This is a genomic window from Schauerella aestuarii (genome assembly GCF_009866805.1).
Taxonomy (GTDB): domain Bacteria; phylum Pseudomonadota; class Gammaproteobacteria; order Burkholderiales; family Burkholderiaceae_B; genus Schauerella; species Schauerella aestuarii.
This window is the reverse complement of sequence record NZ_SIZW01000035.1, coordinates 30511-46331: the sequence shown is the minus strand read 5'-3', so window position 1 is coordinate 46331 and position 15821 is coordinate 30511. Positions and strand designations below refer to the sequence as shown.

General features: G+C 56.9%; 20 protein-coding genes. 4 read left to right on the top strand and 16 right to left on the bottom strand.

Annotated elements, in window-relative coordinates; translation table 11 throughout:
* The first annotated feature begins 221 nt into the window (after positions 1–221).
* Genes EYW45_RS00495 through EYW45_RS00485 form a run of 3 tightly spaced genes read left to right on the top strand, consistent with a single transcriptional unit; the run spans position 222 to position 2027 of the window.
* Positions 222–443: a hypothetical protein gene (locus EYW45_RS00495; protein ID WP_161133414.1), complete on the top strand. Its 222-nt coding sequence runs from the start codon at positions 222–224 to the stop codon at positions 441–443.
* A gap of 29 nt (positions 444–472) precedes the next feature.
* Positions 473–1138, top strand: coding sequence for an SOS response-associated peptidase (locus EYW45_RS00490; RefSeq protein WP_161133413.1), 666 nt, complete (start codon positions 473–475; stop codon positions 1136–1138).
* A gap of 40 nt (positions 1139–1178) precedes the next feature.
* Positions 1179–2027, top strand: a complete 849-nt coding sequence (locus EYW45_RS00485) for a S1 family peptidase (RefSeq protein ID WP_161133412.1) — start codon at positions 1179–1181, stop codon at positions 2025–2027.
* A gap of 11 nt (positions 2028–2038) precedes the next feature.
* Here the strand turns inward: EYW45_RS00485 and EYW45_RS00480 are convergent, their stop codons facing one another.
* Genes EYW45_RS00480 through EYW45_RS00430 form a run of 11 tightly spaced genes read right to left on the bottom strand, consistent with a single transcriptional unit; the run spans position 2039 to position 11586 of the window.
* Positions 2039–2494 (bottom strand): hypothetical protein, encoded by a 456-nt coding sequence (locus EYW45_RS00480; protein WP_161133411.1) that lies wholly within the window; start codon positions 2492–2494, stop codon positions 2039–2041.
* Entirely contained in the window at positions 2491–2970 is a 480-nt protein-coding gene (locus EYW45_RS00475) for a hypothetical protein (protein WP_161133410.1), read from the bottom strand. The genes EYW45_RS00480 and EYW45_RS00475 overlap by 4 nt, the downstream gene beginning before the upstream one ends.
* Entirely contained in the window at positions 2948–3289 is a 342-nt protein-coding gene (locus EYW45_RS00470) for a hypothetical protein (protein ID WP_161133409.1), read from the bottom strand. Before EYW45_RS00470 ends, EYW45_RS00475 begins: the two co-directional genes overlap by 23 nt.
* Positions 3290–3291: 2 nt before the next feature.
* Complete coding sequence (locus EYW45_RS00465) at positions 3292–3834, bottom strand: glycoside hydrolase family 19 protein (RefSeq protein WP_161133408.1); 543 nt, start codon at positions 3832–3834, stop codon at positions 3292–3294.
* 28 nt (positions 3835–3862) lie between these two features.
* A complete protein-coding gene (locus tag EYW45_RS00460) occupies positions 3863–4432 on the bottom strand; it encodes a DUF4376 domain-containing protein (RefSeq protein ID WP_161133407.1) in 570 nt (189 codons plus the stop codon).
* A gap of 3 nt (positions 4433–4435) precedes the next feature.
* Positions 4436–5035, bottom strand: a complete 600-nt coding sequence (locus EYW45_RS24245) for a gp53-like domain-containing protein (RefSeq protein WP_202444520.1) — start codon at positions 5033–5035, stop codon at positions 4436–4438.
* Between the two features lies 1 nt (position 5036).
* Positions 5037–9788: a host specificity factor TipJ family phage tail protein gene (locus EYW45_RS00450; RefSeq protein WP_161133406.1), complete on the bottom strand. Its 4752-nt coding sequence runs from the start codon at positions 9786–9788 to the stop codon at positions 5037–5039.
* Complete coding sequence (locus tag EYW45_RS00445; RefSeq protein WP_161133405.1) at positions 9779–10162, bottom strand: hypothetical protein; 384 nt, start codon at positions 10160–10162, stop codon at positions 9779–9781. The genes EYW45_RS00450 and EYW45_RS00445 overlap by 10 nt, the downstream gene beginning before the upstream one ends.
* Positions 10163–10206: 44 nt before the next feature.
* On the bottom strand, positions 10207–10980 hold the full coding sequence (locus EYW45_RS00440) for a Rha family transcriptional regulator (protein WP_161133404.1): 774 nt from the start codon (positions 10978–10980) through the stop codon (positions 10207–10209).
* A complete protein-coding gene (locus EYW45_RS00435) occupies positions 10977–11390 on the bottom strand; it encodes a hypothetical protein (RefSeq protein WP_161133403.1) in 414 nt (137 codons plus the stop codon). Before EYW45_RS00435 ends, EYW45_RS00440 begins: the two co-directional genes overlap by 4 nt.
* A gap of 22 nt (positions 11391–11412) precedes the next feature.
* Positions 11413–11586: an Arc family DNA-binding protein gene (locus tag EYW45_RS00430; protein ID WP_202444519.1), complete on the bottom strand. Its 174-nt coding sequence runs from the start codon at positions 11584–11586 to the stop codon at positions 11413–11415.
* A gap of 127 nt (positions 11587–11713) precedes the next feature.
* Between EYW45_RS00430 and EYW45_RS00425 the strand changes: the two genes are divergently transcribed.
* The gene (locus tag EYW45_RS00425) at positions 11714–12124 is read left to right on the top strand and encodes an Arc family DNA-binding protein (protein WP_161133402.1); all 411 of its coding nucleotides are present in this window, start codon (positions 11714–11716) and stop codon (positions 12122–12124) included.
* A gap of 19 nt (positions 12125–12143) precedes the next feature.
* Here EYW45_RS00425 and EYW45_RS24975 read toward each other — a convergent pair whose 3' ends face one another.
* The 5 genes from EYW45_RS24975 to EYW45_RS00405 are packed head-to-tail and all read right to left on the bottom strand — an operon-like array spanning position 12144 to position 15788.
* The gene (locus EYW45_RS24975; protein ID WP_407924888.1) at positions 12144–12521 is read right to left on the bottom strand and encodes a BPTD_2524 family lipoprotein; all 378 of its coding nucleotides are present in this window, start codon (positions 12519–12521) and stop codon (positions 12144–12146) included.
* A gap of 35 nt (positions 12522–12556) precedes the next feature.
* Positions 12557–13030 carry a DUF1833 family protein gene (locus tag EYW45_RS00420; protein ID WP_161133401.1) on the bottom strand — a complete coding sequence of 158 codons (474 nt, stop codon included), beginning with the start codon at positions 13028–13030 and terminating at the stop codon, positions 12557–12559.
* A complete protein-coding gene (locus tag EYW45_RS00415; protein ID WP_161133400.1) occupies positions 13030–13380 on the bottom strand; it encodes a hypothetical protein in 351 nt (116 codons plus the stop codon). Before EYW45_RS00415 ends, EYW45_RS00420 begins: the two co-directional genes overlap by 1 nt.
* On the bottom strand, positions 13380–15554 hold the full coding sequence (locus tag EYW45_RS00410; protein WP_161133399.1) for a phage tail length tape measure family protein: 2175 nt from the start codon (positions 15552–15554) through the stop codon (positions 13380–13382). The genes EYW45_RS00415 and EYW45_RS00410 overlap by 1 nt, the downstream gene beginning before the upstream one ends.
* A complete protein-coding gene (locus EYW45_RS00405; RefSeq protein WP_161133398.1) occupies positions 15555–15788 on the bottom strand; it encodes a phage tail assembly protein T in 234 nt (77 codons plus the stop codon).
* Between the last annotated feature and the right edge of the window lie 33 nt (positions 15789–15821).

The following is a 15821-nucleotide window of genomic DNA, read 5'->3' as shown; positions in this document are numbered from 1 at the left end:
TTTGGTGGTGGGTCGTGCGGGGGTCGAACCCACGACAAACGGATTAAAAGTCCGTCGCACCATAACGAGGCATAAGTAGAAAGCGCCGCAAATTCAACGACTTGCAGCCTTAGCCACCCTTCCACGGACGGCGCTTTCTATGCCCAATTATCCCCTTTTCGGCCTACTTTGGGCATGTTTTGGTCATAGCATATACTGTATGTCCATACAGTGAGTCAGCCATGTCAGAAAACGGAATTCTTGCAGAAGTGCCCGGCGAATATGTGTCCCGAGCGTCAGACGACCTACCCTACGCAGAACTTGCCGAAGATCGCGAATACATCGCCGAAATCGACGCCGGCCACGCAGGCCTGGTGCGGATCTTTTACCGCAAGCAGAAGGTGAAGAAGGGAAAGTACAGCAACGTCTTCTGGCTGGCAGTTCGGGCAGAGCGGATTACGTGAGGCCTATACTCCGCACATAGGAGAACACCATGTGTGGACGCATCGCTCAATCTCGCGCCGTCGCCGACTATCTGGAAACGATCGCGTGGAACTCGTACAGCCTGCCCGATGCGCTGGGCCCGCGCTACAACGTGCCGCCCGGCACGAAGCCATTGGCGTTCCACCGCTTGGCCGGCGATCCCGAGGCGACCCGCCTCTTCTGGGGCTATAAGCCGGTCTGGTTCAAGCGCGCCCCAGTGAGCAACGCTCGCCTGGACACCATCCTCGACCCCAAGAAATCATTCTGGCGTGGCCCGTTCGAACACGGACGCATGCTGGTGCCGGCCGATGGCTGGTACGAATGGACTGGCGAGAAAGGCAGCAAGCAACCCTGGTTCATCCACTCCGAGGGCGACGAGCCCATCATGATGGCGGCGATCTGCGCGTGGCGCCCAGGTGCCGAGATTGACGCGGAGCACGGCATGGCGATCGTTACCGATGATTCAGCAGGTGGCATGGTCGACATTCACGATCGCCGACCTGTCGTGCTTCCGCCGGCGCTTGCGCGTGAATGGGCGGACCCGTCGACCACTGCGGATCAAGCGCACGAAATTATTGCGGCCGCCCTGCCTTCCGATGCTTTTCGCTGGCACAAGGTGCGCACCGAGGTCGGAAGTTCCAAATATCAAATGCCGGATGCAATTAAAGCGATATGAGCAACTATTCCTCGTTCACCTACCTTAAGGGGGCTGAAGTATGAAAAAAGTCACTGACTGGCTGCTTGGCACCACAACGCGTCTTACATGCGATCTTGGCAACGGGAAAAGCAAGACAGGAACTGGATTCTTCTTCAACTTTGCGGCCGGCACAGAATCACACGTCCCCGTCATTGTGACGAATAGGCATGTAATTCAGGGCTGCCAAGGCGGTCAGTTTCTCGTGACGAGGTCTGATAGAGAGGGAAGGCCGATCGCAGGCGACTTCCAGTTCTCACACCCATTCCACGAAAGAGACTGGATTCAACACCCCGATCCTGAAATTGATTTGGCAATTTTGCCGATCGGGCAAATTCTTGAGCAGTGGGAGAATCACGGTATTACGGTGCTTCATAGCCAACTCACGGAGAACTTAATTTACGGATGCTCGAAAGTCGCAAAGCTAAGTGATATCGAGGAAATATTGATGATTGGATACCCCAACGGAATTTGGGACCAATATCACAACGCGCCAATTCTCCGGCGTGGCATTACTGCCACAAGCGTAAATCGACCGTACAACAACCAACCCTTTTTCTTGATCGACTGCGCCTGTTTTCCCGGGTCGAGCGGAAGCCCGGTTTTTCTCTACGACAATGGGTCATACGTAGACGAGAACGGCAACACTTACCTTGCCTCTGGTCCACGAGTAATTTTGCTCGGCGTTCTGTTCGCCGGCCCTCAACACACCGCCCCCGGCGAGGTCCAGACCATCAACATACCCCTGGCACAGGGTCCAATCGTGCTCTCCCAAATTCCAAACAATCTGGGATTTGTCATAGAAGCAAAAAAGATACTGGATTTCTGGGTGCTCCTGGGTTTCGATCAGGCACCAAGAGGGCTGTGCTGAAAATCCTGCGATTACCTCTTAATCAGGGATATTGAACGAACGTAACCTTGCAACCCGTTCACTTTGTCGGCAAGCCTTGCAGTGTCATTGCCCAGTCGCTCATATTCCGCGACACAGCTTCCAAGTACTCCGATCCAGTCGGCTCCGGCGCCATCAGATCCGCTGCCGGAGTCGGCAGTCTTGGAGCGACGGCGTAACTGGTCGAGCAGCCCGTCAATACGAGCACGCTGAGTGGCAACAGTTTTTTTAGCAGCTTCGCGCGCCATGATGGCGCCGCGGTATTCAGCATCGGCACGATCGGCCTCCTCTTGTGTTGCAAGCTCAATTTGGATATTGAGCGCACGGGCATCAGCCTGTGCCTGTTGGTAACCGCTGCCGTACTGAGCGGCGCGGTCGATACGCCAAGCGACGATAAGAAGGAGCAGCAGCCCAGCCATCAGCAGGGCTGGCCAACAACGGCGAATCATGGCGTATTCAGCCAGTCGGGAACGTCACCGTTCGGAGTCACCAAGCTCGGCGCCGGCGGCACATAGCCCTCTGGGAAAATTTCTTGAATTTTTTCCAGGGCATTCTGAGCGCGGTCACTCGCCTGCTGGGCCTTTGTCGCTTGCTTGCGTGCAGCGACGGCTGGACCTCCAATCTGCTCGACGATCTTCGTGGCGGCCTTGGCCGCATCACTTGCTCCTTCGGCAGCCGCTTTTACCGAGTCGCGGGTGTCGGCAGCCTTGGCGCCGTAGGTGTCACGCACAGCCAATATCTCCCGGCTGTGCCGCGCGGATTGTTCAGCCAGCAAGTGCGTGGCTTCGATCCGCGATACGGAGTACCCCGCGATGCCGCCAGCCATTGCGATGGCCAGACTCATCGACGTGGCCTTTACGGCGGCCAGTGCTGCGCTATATCGAAAGCGCAGGCGGTCCAGCTTAGTTTTGCTCAGTAGGGACATAGGCCACACCTCGAAGTTGTGCGATTTCCATTCGGGCGGCGCGCAGTTCGGAACGCATCCCGGCCACCTCGCCTTCCAGCCTGCCCAACGTCTGGTACAGGCCGTTCCGCTCTTTTGCGATCTCATCCGCGCGGCGATTTGCTTCGTCCGCGCGCGCATCGGACTGCTCCAAGCGTTTGAACAGTCCCTCCACTAAGTCGCTTAGTCCGCTGTCTGCGGCCTTCTCGCGCTTGTCGTTCTTGTAGCTGTTGTAGGCCTCGCGCAGCACCAGGCCGATGACCCCAGCCAGCGCTCCGTAACTCGTCACTAACTCTTCCATGCCTACCCCAACACGGCCAGCGCCGCTTTGTACCGACGTTGACGATCGGCCCACCCATTGGGGAAGCCGTCTCTGTTCTTGCCGTTCACTCGTATGGACACACGTAAAAAATCGCCTGTGTCGGCGATCTCGTTGCATCCATTGTTCAGCCACCACCACCCGCTTGCGCGAGCAGCGTCAGGCGGTCGTTCCAAGTCCTCCGGGCGACTCTGGTAGTCCACCCTCAGGCCACGCGACACCGCCGCGTAATTGGCGCGACCTGTAATCTGAATCAGCCCGCGTCCCATGAATCGCTTGCCGTCGCCTGGCTTGACGTTGCCCAGATCAGCGCGCATCTCGTATCGCTCTTGGGTCGGCGTCGGCCCCCAAATCTCTCGCGTGTAGCGGAAGTCAGCAGATTCATGCCCGATCGTCGCCAGGAACATCGCTGCGCGCAGCGGCGACACGATGGAGAACTCCATCATCGACCGCTCGACCGGGTCATACCATTTGTCGGCAAGCGCCTTCGATAAACCGGCCGCCGCGGCAAAGTCCTCTTTCAGCATGATCACTCCAGGCGTTAAAAAGCCCGCACTAGGCGGGCTGGTCGGGGTCGGTGGGTTCGGGTGACGCTGGCCATCCAACCTGATAATCGGCAAGGCCTGCAGCGTCCAAGCCGGCCACCTCTTCCTTCATCTGGCGCTGCCGAACATGGATGCGAAAGCCCTGCTCTACTCGGGCCCCCATCATGGCGCCGTAGAGCCCAGAAAGATTCTCGGCCTGCATCGGCACGTCTTCGTTTGACTCATCCGTCCAAAAGAATTGACCGCTGCTACCGATTCCTGATGCCACCGCATCCTGCAGGCGCATGCGTGACTTTTCGCCGCCGTCGTACTCGTGGCCGTCAAAAGTGAACTTCACGCCAGCGCGTTCCTCGGCATCACGCCAAGCTTCGATCGCTGCGATTGTCGCTACGAGAAACTCATCAAGCGAAGGGCCGGGAATATCCTCAATCGAAACCACGCCATCGATAACGACAATCGCTTTGCCAGCGTACTGAGCGGTCAAAAGCTCGTTGCGCTGCTCTGGCGTGACCATGACAGCGTCTGCGGGCCTACCGCCGCCATCGTAGAAACCATTGGTTGATGGTGAGTAGTACGGCATGACTTATCCCCTCCCGATTGAAATGTAAAAGAACGCAGTCGATGCAACGCCAGAACCGGCGCTATTCGACGCGAAGAAAGTGCCGACACTTGCACTTGCCGTCGCCGTCATGTTGATGGCAAAAACACCCGAAGCGTTAACTGTGGCTAGAGTTGAGAATGGGGCCTGTGCGAAGGCTCGAGAGAACGAGACGGCGATGCCGCCACCACTCGATGTGGTGGGGTTGCCCCAACAGATCTGAAGCCCACCAAGCCATGATGGCAGCTTGATATGCCCATTGGCGGCGAGATTGATTGACACCCCAGAACGCAGCCCCGCGGGCGTGACGAACTTGTCGTCGTTAGTACCGCTGTCTACGTCCGCCTGCAGAGCTCGCGGGTACAGGTTGCTCAATGTGACCCATGCAGTATTCGCAGCATTGCGGCGCTTCAGCAGACCGTTCGTGGTGTCGGCCCAGGTCATGTGCGGGCCAGCAAGACTGGCCGGGTCCGTGCCTCCCGCGAAGTCTGTAGCCACGGCCATGAGCGCCGCATTGGTTTGCTGGACGAGCGCCAGCCCAGGCAGAGGAGGCGTCTCCGATACCTGAATTGCTGATTGGGTCATATCAGTATCCCTGCGAAATGTAATTGAATTGCCGAGAAACCGGCGTTGCGTTGTTGAAAAATCGAAGATCGAAGCCGGTCGCGTCTTGATTGGTCAGTACGTACCGATCGCCGGCCACTGCGTCGAGCCATGTGATCTGAACATTAGGCGTCGCGTGAAAGGGTTTCGGGTAGGTGATGCGCGCGCCCGCTGAAGGCAACGTGACAATCTCGCCGCGCTGGATCAGATCCGGCACATCCACTGTCCAAGTGAAACTCTCGACAAACGGCACGATCAGCGGGTTGCGCGTCTCCAAAGCCAGTCGCACATCGAAGAAGCGACCGTTGATCAGGCCGGGAACGAAGTCTGCCCATTCTGTCCATTGACCGGGAGCCGTCGCGCTGCGTATCTGAGGCGTAACGCTGTAGAACTGCATGTTCGAAGAATTAAGGACGTCTTCTTCTGCAAACAAGTCCTCCATCGCCAGCACGTTCTCGCCGAAATTCAGTGCGTACGCGTCAATGTCAAAGTCGATCCGCACGGGCGCTGGATAGCCAATGTCGATGACGTTTGCGTCGTTCGTCTCGTATGTCCCCCTGCCGCTCACGCCGCCATACCAGAGCACGTCGTCCATTGCCAGGATGTCGTCTGCCGCCAGCAAGTCACCAATGCCGCGCAGGGTGAGTTTGTTGTCAATGACGAATGCGCCGCCCTGGGTGCGACTTCCCGAGCCAGTCCAAAGCATGGAAGCGCCAGCTTGTGGTGCGACTGCGGTGGTGATGGTGGCGCCACTGCGGCTGTAGTCTGTGATGGTGACGGCGGAGGCAACGGTCGGGACATAAGACGCTAGTTCGCCCGGGCCTAAAAATGTGTTCGTGTAGTAGATCCCCGACGATCCATCGCCAACTGTTGCGGCCGAATCTAATGAGTAGGCCCGAAAAGCAATATTGCCGTGCGTGTCGGTGTCCACCGTAAGCCATACTCGGTAAGAACCGTCGGGTAATAGCAAAGCCCCGCCGACCACGTTTGAGAATGCCGAGCCGGTTACCTGCTCAACAATTGCGCCGGTTAGCAAGTTAACGGTTATGTAGGCGATAGCCGTACTTGTGTTCGCGCCGTTCAGATAGAGACGGGCTCGGTTGTACTCAGCGGCTTTGGCATCAAAAAAGCCCGTATATCGCATCACCGCCGCCGACGGCTTCGTGACAGTCTGAGTCCGACCTCCTTGAGTTAGTCCGCCACCTGCTTGCCGCACCAACTTCCAGAAATTGTTAACGCCGTCAGGCCCGCGAATAGATGTCGCGACCGCTGCATATCCGGGATTAGGGCCCCAAGGGGTTAGGTCTAGGCTTTGTGACCGAAGCAATTGGTTCGTCCGCGGCGTCCGATACAACAGCTGCCGCCCCTGCCAGTCGTCGCGGTAGATCACCGGCTCGCCGTCGACGGTGGTTAACGGCAGGTTGAACACCGTTCGGCTGTCATCGCCACCGCCAAATCGGGTCGGCTCGGTAGCCACCACCGGCACATCCTCCGCCCCACCCAGATCACCTGTCCAAGTCGGATGCTCGTATTTCGTCACCAGCACATTGCGCACGAGCGTGGCGCCAGCGACTTCGAGCGAATCCGGGACGCCGTAGATCAACGTCCCCTTCGGCGTCTCGTACCGCGCAGCCACAAAGAATCGGCCGTTCGCAGTCGGCAGCATTTCGAGATTGGGCGTCAACGCCACCGTCTGCGAGTTGCCCCACGATACGCCGGTGCGGACTTCGTACAGGATCGGGCGCACATCCTTCACGGCGTCCCACTTCAACACCGTCAAACCGTCTCGATAGACGCTGGTCAAGCCTGTGACCGTCGGCACCGGGGCAAGCAGACCAGTCACCGTGTAGGAGCCGTCTTTTGACGTGCCCTTACCCGTCAGCGTGATCGGCGTGACCGTGACAAGGATGAAATCTCCGCTGTGAGCGGGGATAGTGAATGAGCGCTCCGTCGTTTCGACAGCGGTGTAACCCTCACCATTGATCCGGTATTCCACGAGCACACGCCCGGCAGAAGACAGGACGTAATCCAGTCGCACGGCGATGTCATCGTTGGACACGCCGTTGATCGTTTCGGAGAATGACAGCGCGAAAACGATGCCACCGATCAAAGCCCCATCGCGCGGCGGGGTGTAGAGGAACGGATTCCACTCCGATGCGTAGTAGTTGGGGTCGTCGTCCACGGCTTCGAACCGCACGCCCTCATCGTTCGTCGGCTGCGCGTGCACGATCTTTAGGCGGCGGCCGGGTGTGGCAAGCGGATCGAACTGCCACGCCCAGTCCAGCGCAACGATGCCGTCTTCGTTGACCTCGTCGGGCACAGGAAAATCGGCTTGGATGGGCGCAATCGGATAAAGCGTGTCGTATTCGCCGGCGACGGCGCCACCGGGCCCGCTCACCTGAAACGTGATGAAGTGGCCCAACGGACTGCGCAATGTCATCCATCCGAAGGTCGCCGCGACGGGCACAGAGCGATCGAGACGCAACGCGAACCGCGAGCCACCCAACAGACGGCCGGCGTATCCCCATACCGTCAAATCGTGGCTGATCTGCACCACGTCGCCTCGCGTGCACATCATGCCCTCGATGTCCATTTCCCAGACCACGCGGCGGCGGTGGAAAAGCTGGCTGGCGGCAATCAGATTCACCTCACGCCCTGCCAAAGCTGCGTCCGTATTCCCCTCGAGGTCGAGCTTCAACGGGCTATTCAGCAGCGGTGCGCCGGGAACGCGCACGCGCACCTCGTCCGCTTCCCAATTGCGTGCGGGGTTGATGAAGGTGCCGACGATTTCATCGACCGTCGCGTCGGCATAGGACACTTCGAACGTGCCTGCCTTGATGTTGTATGGCCCGATCATGCCAACGTAGGGCTGATTCGCAGCGTCCCAGATCACGCCGAGCTTTCCAGTCTGCCAGGTGTAGGAGCCTCGACCGGCCCGCGCGATCATCGTCAGCATGTCGTGCGCCGTGCGCTGTTGCGTCAGCACATAGTCAAACGTCAGCCCGCGAGCATCGCACCAGGCGGCCCATGCATAGATAGCATCGAGGTCGACCTGCGAATAGAGCATGCCCGCACCCCAAACGCGATTGCCGGCCTCGTCCCGCTCACCAACAGCGAACCGCAGGAACCACCAAGCCGGATTTCGAGTGTGCTTTATCGTCCAGGTTGTGCCGTCGAAGGTATTGCACTTCGCCTCAACCATGCCGTTGAGCTGCGCGATCGAGCCGTTCAGCTGCGCCGTGGCCCGAACGCGCACACCAAGTCGCGTCTGTCCGGTGTAGTCGGTGGGCGTGTCCTGATACGCCCGGATTTGGCTGACGGATACGACATTGCTTTCGAGGTTCGTAGCAACGTCCGCATTCATCTTCCGCACGCGGACTTCGTATTGTCCATGGCCGGTGTTGAAACTGACGGTTAGACGCACTGGCTTGCTGGAACTGCCAGTCAAGCGGGTGTTCGATGTAGTCGTGTATCCGATGAGAGGATCCGGCGCCACACCAGACCATGGCCGGCCCAACTGATATGGATGAGGCAGCCACCGCCACTCGTAGGTGGTGCAATACTGCGTTTCTCCCACGTCGCCACCACCAGACGTAAAGCACTCCTGATACTGCTCGCCGTTGACGTGGTCGGCTGCGTTCAGCGACCCATATCGAATCTGCGTCCAGTAGCGGTTGTTCTGGTCGTCGTTCGCATTGCTGTAAACGCCCAAGGCCCAGTAGTGCGTCGCGTAGACAGGATCGGTGTAGCCGCCGATCGGCACCCAATTGCCCTCCGGATAGCTACGGTACTCGACCTGCACTTCGACGGCGTTCGACTCAAATGCACCGGTCTGCGCGTTGACCTTGTAGACCTGACCCACTAGTTCGACCTGCACATGATAGGTGTCAGCCGGCGTGATTCGAGCGTTCCATCCGTCCGCGAACAGAAGATCGAAACCCTGCAGCGTATCGACGTTATCCGGCACCAGCGTCAATTGCCCGTCGTGGGCCGACCGTTGAATCTCGACGCCCTGATAGTTCACGATCGGGGTGTCGCCGATCCGAAGGTCGGTAATGTCGATCTCTTCCTGCACGCCAAAGTGAAACGCCTGGTTCAAAAACTGGTCATCCCCCTGGTAGAACGTGTGCGGGTTGCCAGCCAGGTCGGGATATACGCGGTGCCGGCCAAACACTACCATCATCGGCTCAAACGGGCGCGAACGGTTCGAGGCGGCGCCGATAGCGTAAGACGGGGCGTCTGCTTCTTGCGCTGTGATGCGTGGTGTTGACGCTTTTGGCGGAGGAAGTAGAGCGCTTACTATTAAAGATCCGCCGATCGTGATCGTTGCCGCTGCGGCTGCGCCAAGAGTCCCAGCACTAATGCCAGTTGCAGTCGAGGCCGATGCAATCGCCCCAGCACCGATAGCTCCAGACGCCACGCCGTAAGAAACGGCGGCAAGAGCAATAAGCGCCACACTCCGAAGAACTTTGCTACTGCCACCGCTCCCATGCATACGCGCCCGAATGGTGACCAAATCACCACTGCGAGGAATAAGCCGCAACCACAAAGCTTCCGGCACAAGCTGACCATTGTGATGCACAAGAACCGGCCCGCGAGCAATCGTGATCTCGTTACGCTCTAGATAGGCTCCCAGTGTTTCACGAGGTAGAAATTCCGCAAAGCAAAGGTCGCGCCCATCCGCCAGCAACGCATGAGGGGACGAAATAAGCCTCGGCTGCTCGATCACGTCCATCTGTAGAAACCTTCAAGTTGATAATGAATACGCGTCATTTCCCGCAGACGTTGCCTTACAACAAAACCTACTGTTTGATCGGCATGAAGAATCCATGTTTCGCCTGCAATCAAGCAGCAAACACCGATATGGCAGACACGCCCACGCCCTACAAAGAGAGCGGGCTGCCCATCGATCGGCTTATCAACGCGTCCCGCCAGCACATCCTTATGCTCGTAGATTTGAGTGGCCTGATTACGTAGCCCTGTTGCGTGCACTTCCGGCAGCCCGCAGGCAATACCCAGCACTTCACGACCGACTTTGGCCGCTAAAGAAGCGCAGTCACCCACGCCGGGAACATAAGGTTCTCCAACGTACTTGTCAGACCAATGCATCTATTGCCCAATTAAAAAGCGCCCCGAAGGGCGCTGCATGTTTGCTAGGTTCTAAGCTCGGAATACTTTCGGCTGACATGTGCCATGACAATTTCAGGCATTGCACCGCCTCTTGCTTCGTCATTCAGCCGCTTTGCCAGTGCTGTCAGCCCAAGCGGCGTAATCCGAACTTGCTCAGAAAGACGTTCCTCACCAGTGTGGATGTCCTTGATTGGCGTCTGCTTCAAGTACAACCAACCCGCCTTCACTTTGTCTGAATACCCAAGCAGGCTTTTGTGACCCGCCCGCCGATAGACCCAGTTGTGTTGCTGCAGCCACAAGACCAGCTTACGTTCCGGGTATCGCAACGTGTTGGCAGTCTCCCGAATGGTGATGCTTCCTTCGGCATCTGCAATTCGATCGTGCACTTCAACCTTCGGCGCCTGCTCGGCAACTTTAGCTTCCAGTTGCAGCTTCTCTTCTTCCGCCTGCATTGCAATCTGGATCAACTGCATGCGGGTAAGCGTCGCCGGATTGATCGCCGGAGCCGCCGCCTCCAGTTCCTGCCATCGGTCGATGATCTTGGCACGCATGGTCAGGTTGTAGCCAGACACCAAGATCAGAGTCTCGCGCTTAGCAAGAAGAAACACCGGATAGTTTTGTCCGTTTTGAGGGTTTGTATACGTCTCCTCAAATCTGAGGACACCCCCCTCACCGTGCAATTCCATCAGCATTTCCCTAATGTCGCGCATCACGTTGTCATGCCGCTTGCCTGTAAGCTCCGCGATCTCACGGCTCGACATCCTTGCTTCTTGGCCGATCTGCATCAGTGCGCTCATCCCGCACCTCCGACCAAGTAGCTTTTCTGCAACGGGACTTGACGCTTTAACTGCTTCATCAAGAACGGCCATTTCTGGCGGAGCATTGCCGGCGTTACAACATGCGGGTCAAACATCAGTCCAAAGTCGCAGTTGTCTTCCGTCGTGCTGGCAAACATGCTGAAGCCACTTTCGAGGCAAGCCTTCGCGCTGCACCGCGCATCAGCCCAGCGGCGACGTTCGGTCAGCGCTTCTTCCACTTCGTCCAGCAAGTCTTCCTGCATTTCGTCAAAGTACTCGGGCGAAATGGATGCAGTTTCAAACTCCACCGTTACCAGGTAAGGCCAAGAACGAACCTGAGTGACAGTCACTTTAGGGTTGCAAAAGCCCTGCCATTGCGCTACCGCAACGGCTGATATAACATTAGCCATGTTGTGTTTCCTCGTAAGGGTTTCACTGCATCGACGCATCAACGGTTGCCGCCATTGGTGCGTTTTCTTTTTGGCGCTGCATTTGCAGCAAATGAACAATCTCTGCGTTGGCCGAACGATGGCTTTCCACAGCGCGGCGCTTAAGCCACACTTTTAGATCCTCCGGCAACCGAAGCTGCATTGGTTTGACTAACATTTGAAATCCTCTTCAGTGATGGCGATCTGCCATTACTGAATTATGGCGAATCGCCATCACTAAGTCCAGTGTGTAGTAGCGATTCGCCATCATATATTTCTATGGCGATTCGCCACTAGAATAGGTTATGACTAAATCCAGCTTTCCATCAGACACAGCCGAGAAGTTCGTCCTACGGCTTCCAGCTGGCATGCGCGAGAAGATCGCAGCTTCCGCCAAAGAGGCCGGCCGTAGCATGAACGCAGAGATGGTCCATCGCTTGCAAGAATCCTTTTATCTCGATTTGCTTGATGATCGAGACCCAAACAAATCTCTAAACCAATTGGAGATCGAGAGCCTTAAAAAAGCCATGGAAAGGCAAACCAAGCTTTTGGTTGAGGTCTACCACTTAATTGGAGACCTCAGAGCGGCATCACTAAAGCCATCCAACTTAACTTCAGCGTTAGAAACGGTTTCGTCTTTGGGGAACGAGCCCGCCCACCATAAAACTAGGTTTGCTAGGCCACGTTCCAACAAAAAACCGCCCGAAGGCGGTTGAGACGTTTCATTGACAGGAATTATCGGCAGACATTAGTCCCTGATATCAGCGACGACTTGATAGCTTCAATCATGCGTCGGTCAAAAACACCTTCGTCCATAGCGCTTATCTCGACAGCGGTTGTGGCGTCGGTTACGGCAGCAAAGCTTATACGCACAAAATCATACTGAGAACTGGCGGGATAGTACGTTCGAACAGACCCCGCGCGAGTGTCTGTGTAGAGATCATCGGAGATGATCATGCTTGGCGCACATGTCCTTATGTTTGATACAGCCCGCCGGTGAACTTCTTGGTAAGGCGCCGGCGCATCGAACGTAACAGACGGGTAGGTGCGACCAGGCTTCATCCCGCTTGAGCACCCTGATGCCAGCACAGCGAGGATGACTATAAAAACCATTCGTCTCATTCAGCACCTCCAGTAGATTCGAAAATCTACCACAGCCCAGGCGCGCTTTGAGGATTGAACGTCTTGGCGACCGCTGATCGACCGAGCGTGTTAACGAAACCCAGCTGTGCCGACACCGTTAAGTTGTTCGCACTAATTGAAGTCAGATCAAGCAACATATCCAGTTCGCGTATGTTTGGGGTTGCCTCGGAAACCATTAGGATTCGGCACTTCGCGCCTTGTCCTCCGCGGCTTACCTCCAACCAGCCCATCAAAGCCTGATCTACGTTATCGACCTGCAACGTGGCCTGGGGTAATTGCCCCTCCGCGTCGTCAGGAAGAGTTATCGCGAAAGGACAACTGCTGAACGTCAAGCCTTGGCTAACCAAATCCTGAGTATCGTTGACGATTCGTACCGGCGACGTCAAATCGGGATGAGATATCTCAAGCATTATCAACAGGGATTCTTCGGGAGACGTCGCCAAGATGTTGCGGCGCCCGTTGAGCGAAATGTTCCGCATTAGCCAATCGTCTCAATTTGAGCCTGAGCAAACCAGATAACGCCTGGCGAAGTCCACGAGATCGCACCGCCCACAAAGCGGCCCTGCTTGCTCAGCCCATCCACCGGATCGGTAAAAGTGAACCAACCAGTACCCCCAAAGATGGCCGTCCGAAACCACGTTTCAAAGACCGCTTTGTCGTACTTATCCCGCAGACGAAGTTTTACCGTGCGCGTCACGATTGGCTTTGTCCACCGGCGCCGCTGCTTCGCCAAGCCATCCATATCTGATCGAATGACGCCGTAGTTTGGCGATTCGCTATAACCGTCCAGTTGAATGCACGCATAGGATGGGAATGCAGGTGTAGCCATTACGCACCCCTCATGGCACGACTAATCGGGCCATTTCGCTTACGGTCTCTTAGTATGATCTCGGTGACCACACGATCGCCGTCGAATCGCGTGGTTGCAGAGCTCGCTTCCAAATTTGCGTTGCTGGTCTGATTGATTACTCTCACTTCCGTCGCACCTCCCACACCAGCCGGCGCGGCGCCAACCAAGCCTCCATCGGCGTAGCCGTTGAGCCGATCCAAATAGGCGCGGCCGAGCTTGCGTGTGGCATCGGCATTAATAACGTACTCACCAGCGTGAACTACCCCTGCCGGATCGTACTTTCCGCCCTGCCCTGTGTATCCTCCGTCCGCGAACGCCTTGCCCAAGTAGCTCAAGCCGGACACATCGCCAGTCGCCGCACCGACCGAGGTGGCTTTGCTGTAGCTACCGCCGAGCGACCCGCTGCTAAGTTGTCCGAAGAAATAGTTGCTGACCTCACCAAGTATTCCGCCAGCCTTGCCGGAGTTGCCGTAGTCTCCGAAAAGTGCTTTGCCCAAATTCGCCGCAGCGGCGTTCGCAGCCATTCGGATAATCATCTGGCTCCAAGACTTCCCGATGTTGTCGAAGTTGCCTTCCAACAAGTCAACCAGTCCCTCCCCCAATGCGTCCTGAATGTTCCGAGCAGCCTGGATCGTGAATTGGTCCATCTCAGATGTCGTCTTCTGGGTGACTTTAGAAAGTTCTTTCAGCGTTTCCTGCGCGCTCTTGTACGCATCGTCCTGCTCTTTGATGAAGTCGAGCGTGTCGGCATAGCCCAGGGCAAGCATCTTGTCCTGCTCGCTCTTGAACTTCGTATAGCCCTGCTCAATGTCGATGAGTAACTTTTGACGCTCGGTCAGATCGCCAGTCAACGCGACACGCTTCTCAAGCTGCGCAACTAGGGCGGCGCCCTCATCCCGCTCTTGCTTGGTGCCGCCAGAGCGAGCAGAAGCTTTCCCGACTTTCTTTGGAGCGCTACCAATAACCGGGATCGCTGCCATTGTCGGCACCGATCCAGCCCAACCGAGCGCTGTGGTGTCGGTCTGGTTTTCTTGAAGATTGGCACGGCTTCGGCTGAAATTCAGTTGATTCTGAATCTGCTTGATCTTGCCAGATACCGTATCCGCGGCGTCGGTTTTGCCTTCGGAAAGGAGACGATCACGCCACGCCACGGCCTCTTTCAACTGATCGGTGTATTTGGTGACGTTCTCTCGATCCGAATTGAAAGGATTGATCGTCCCGTAGGTCAACAGAGAATCGATAAAACCTTCGGCGGCGGCCATGCCGTTGACAAAGTCATTCGCCATCTTCACCAGTGCGGTGGAGACATCGACCATGAAGCCGATGAACGAAGCGAACGCCGCCTTCGTCTCCGCCGAGCCAAGCAAGTCGGTCAAGTCATTGATGGCGTCGGTCAAACCGTTAACGCTATCGTCGTCGCCGGTCATCAGACTATTGATCTGTTCCTGCAACGCAGTGAGCGACCCGCCAAACGTGTTGCGGGCAGCCTCAGCGGCCCCGCCATAAGCTGTTTCCAAGGCGCTGAGAATGATGCCCTGTGCTTCGGCGGTACGGCCAGTTGATTCCAGGCTTTCGACCAGTTTTTTCTGATCTTCGGTAAATCTGAAGCCTTGTTTGGATAATGCGGTCAGCCCTTGGCTCGGCACGTCCAGAGCCTTGCCGATTGTCTCCGATGACTGCTCGAGCGAGGTACCCAGCCGAGCCGACATGTCGATAGCGGCCTGCAGCGCACGGGGGAACTGATCGCCGACCACTCCGGTATAGGACAGCAGACGCGTCTGAGCGCTGTTGATATCTCCTTCACCGAAGATCGACTTCCCGGCGAGCTGGGTCGCCATTCGGTTGAGTTGGTCGGCAGAAAACCCAGCGGCCTGCCCGGTCGATTGCAGCGCGGCTTTAAGTTGCGCTTGCTCGTTCTGGGCGTTCTTGGTTTCTTCGACGAATTTGCCGAAGACCTGGGAAACACCAACGCCAAAGATTGCGCCGGCCAATACGCCTTTGAAAGCGTCACCGATCCCACGGCCAGCATCGTTCGCGCTCTTCTGGATTTCTTTGAAGCGCTTATCGGCTGCCTTCGCTGCCCGCTGAGCGTCCGTCTCAAACGAGCCGGTGCGCATCAACAGGTCAACGACGATCGATCCCGCTGTGGCCATCTATTTTCTCGCTGGAGGTTTGAACCCGAAAGCGGCGAGTGTCCTCATATCCGCTTCGTCAAAGTTGTCTTGATTTGCTGCGTAGCTTGGCTGCAGCCAGCCGATCAGATCATCGATCTTTGCGGTAGATGAAACCTTGGCGATCAGCGCTGCCGGCCGGTGGTAGCGGTGTTTGTCATCAAAAGGGAACGACTGGTAAAAATTCGCCCACTCATCAAACTCTGTCTTCGACATCGCTGCTCGCCACTCGGCGATCGTCCGACCGCC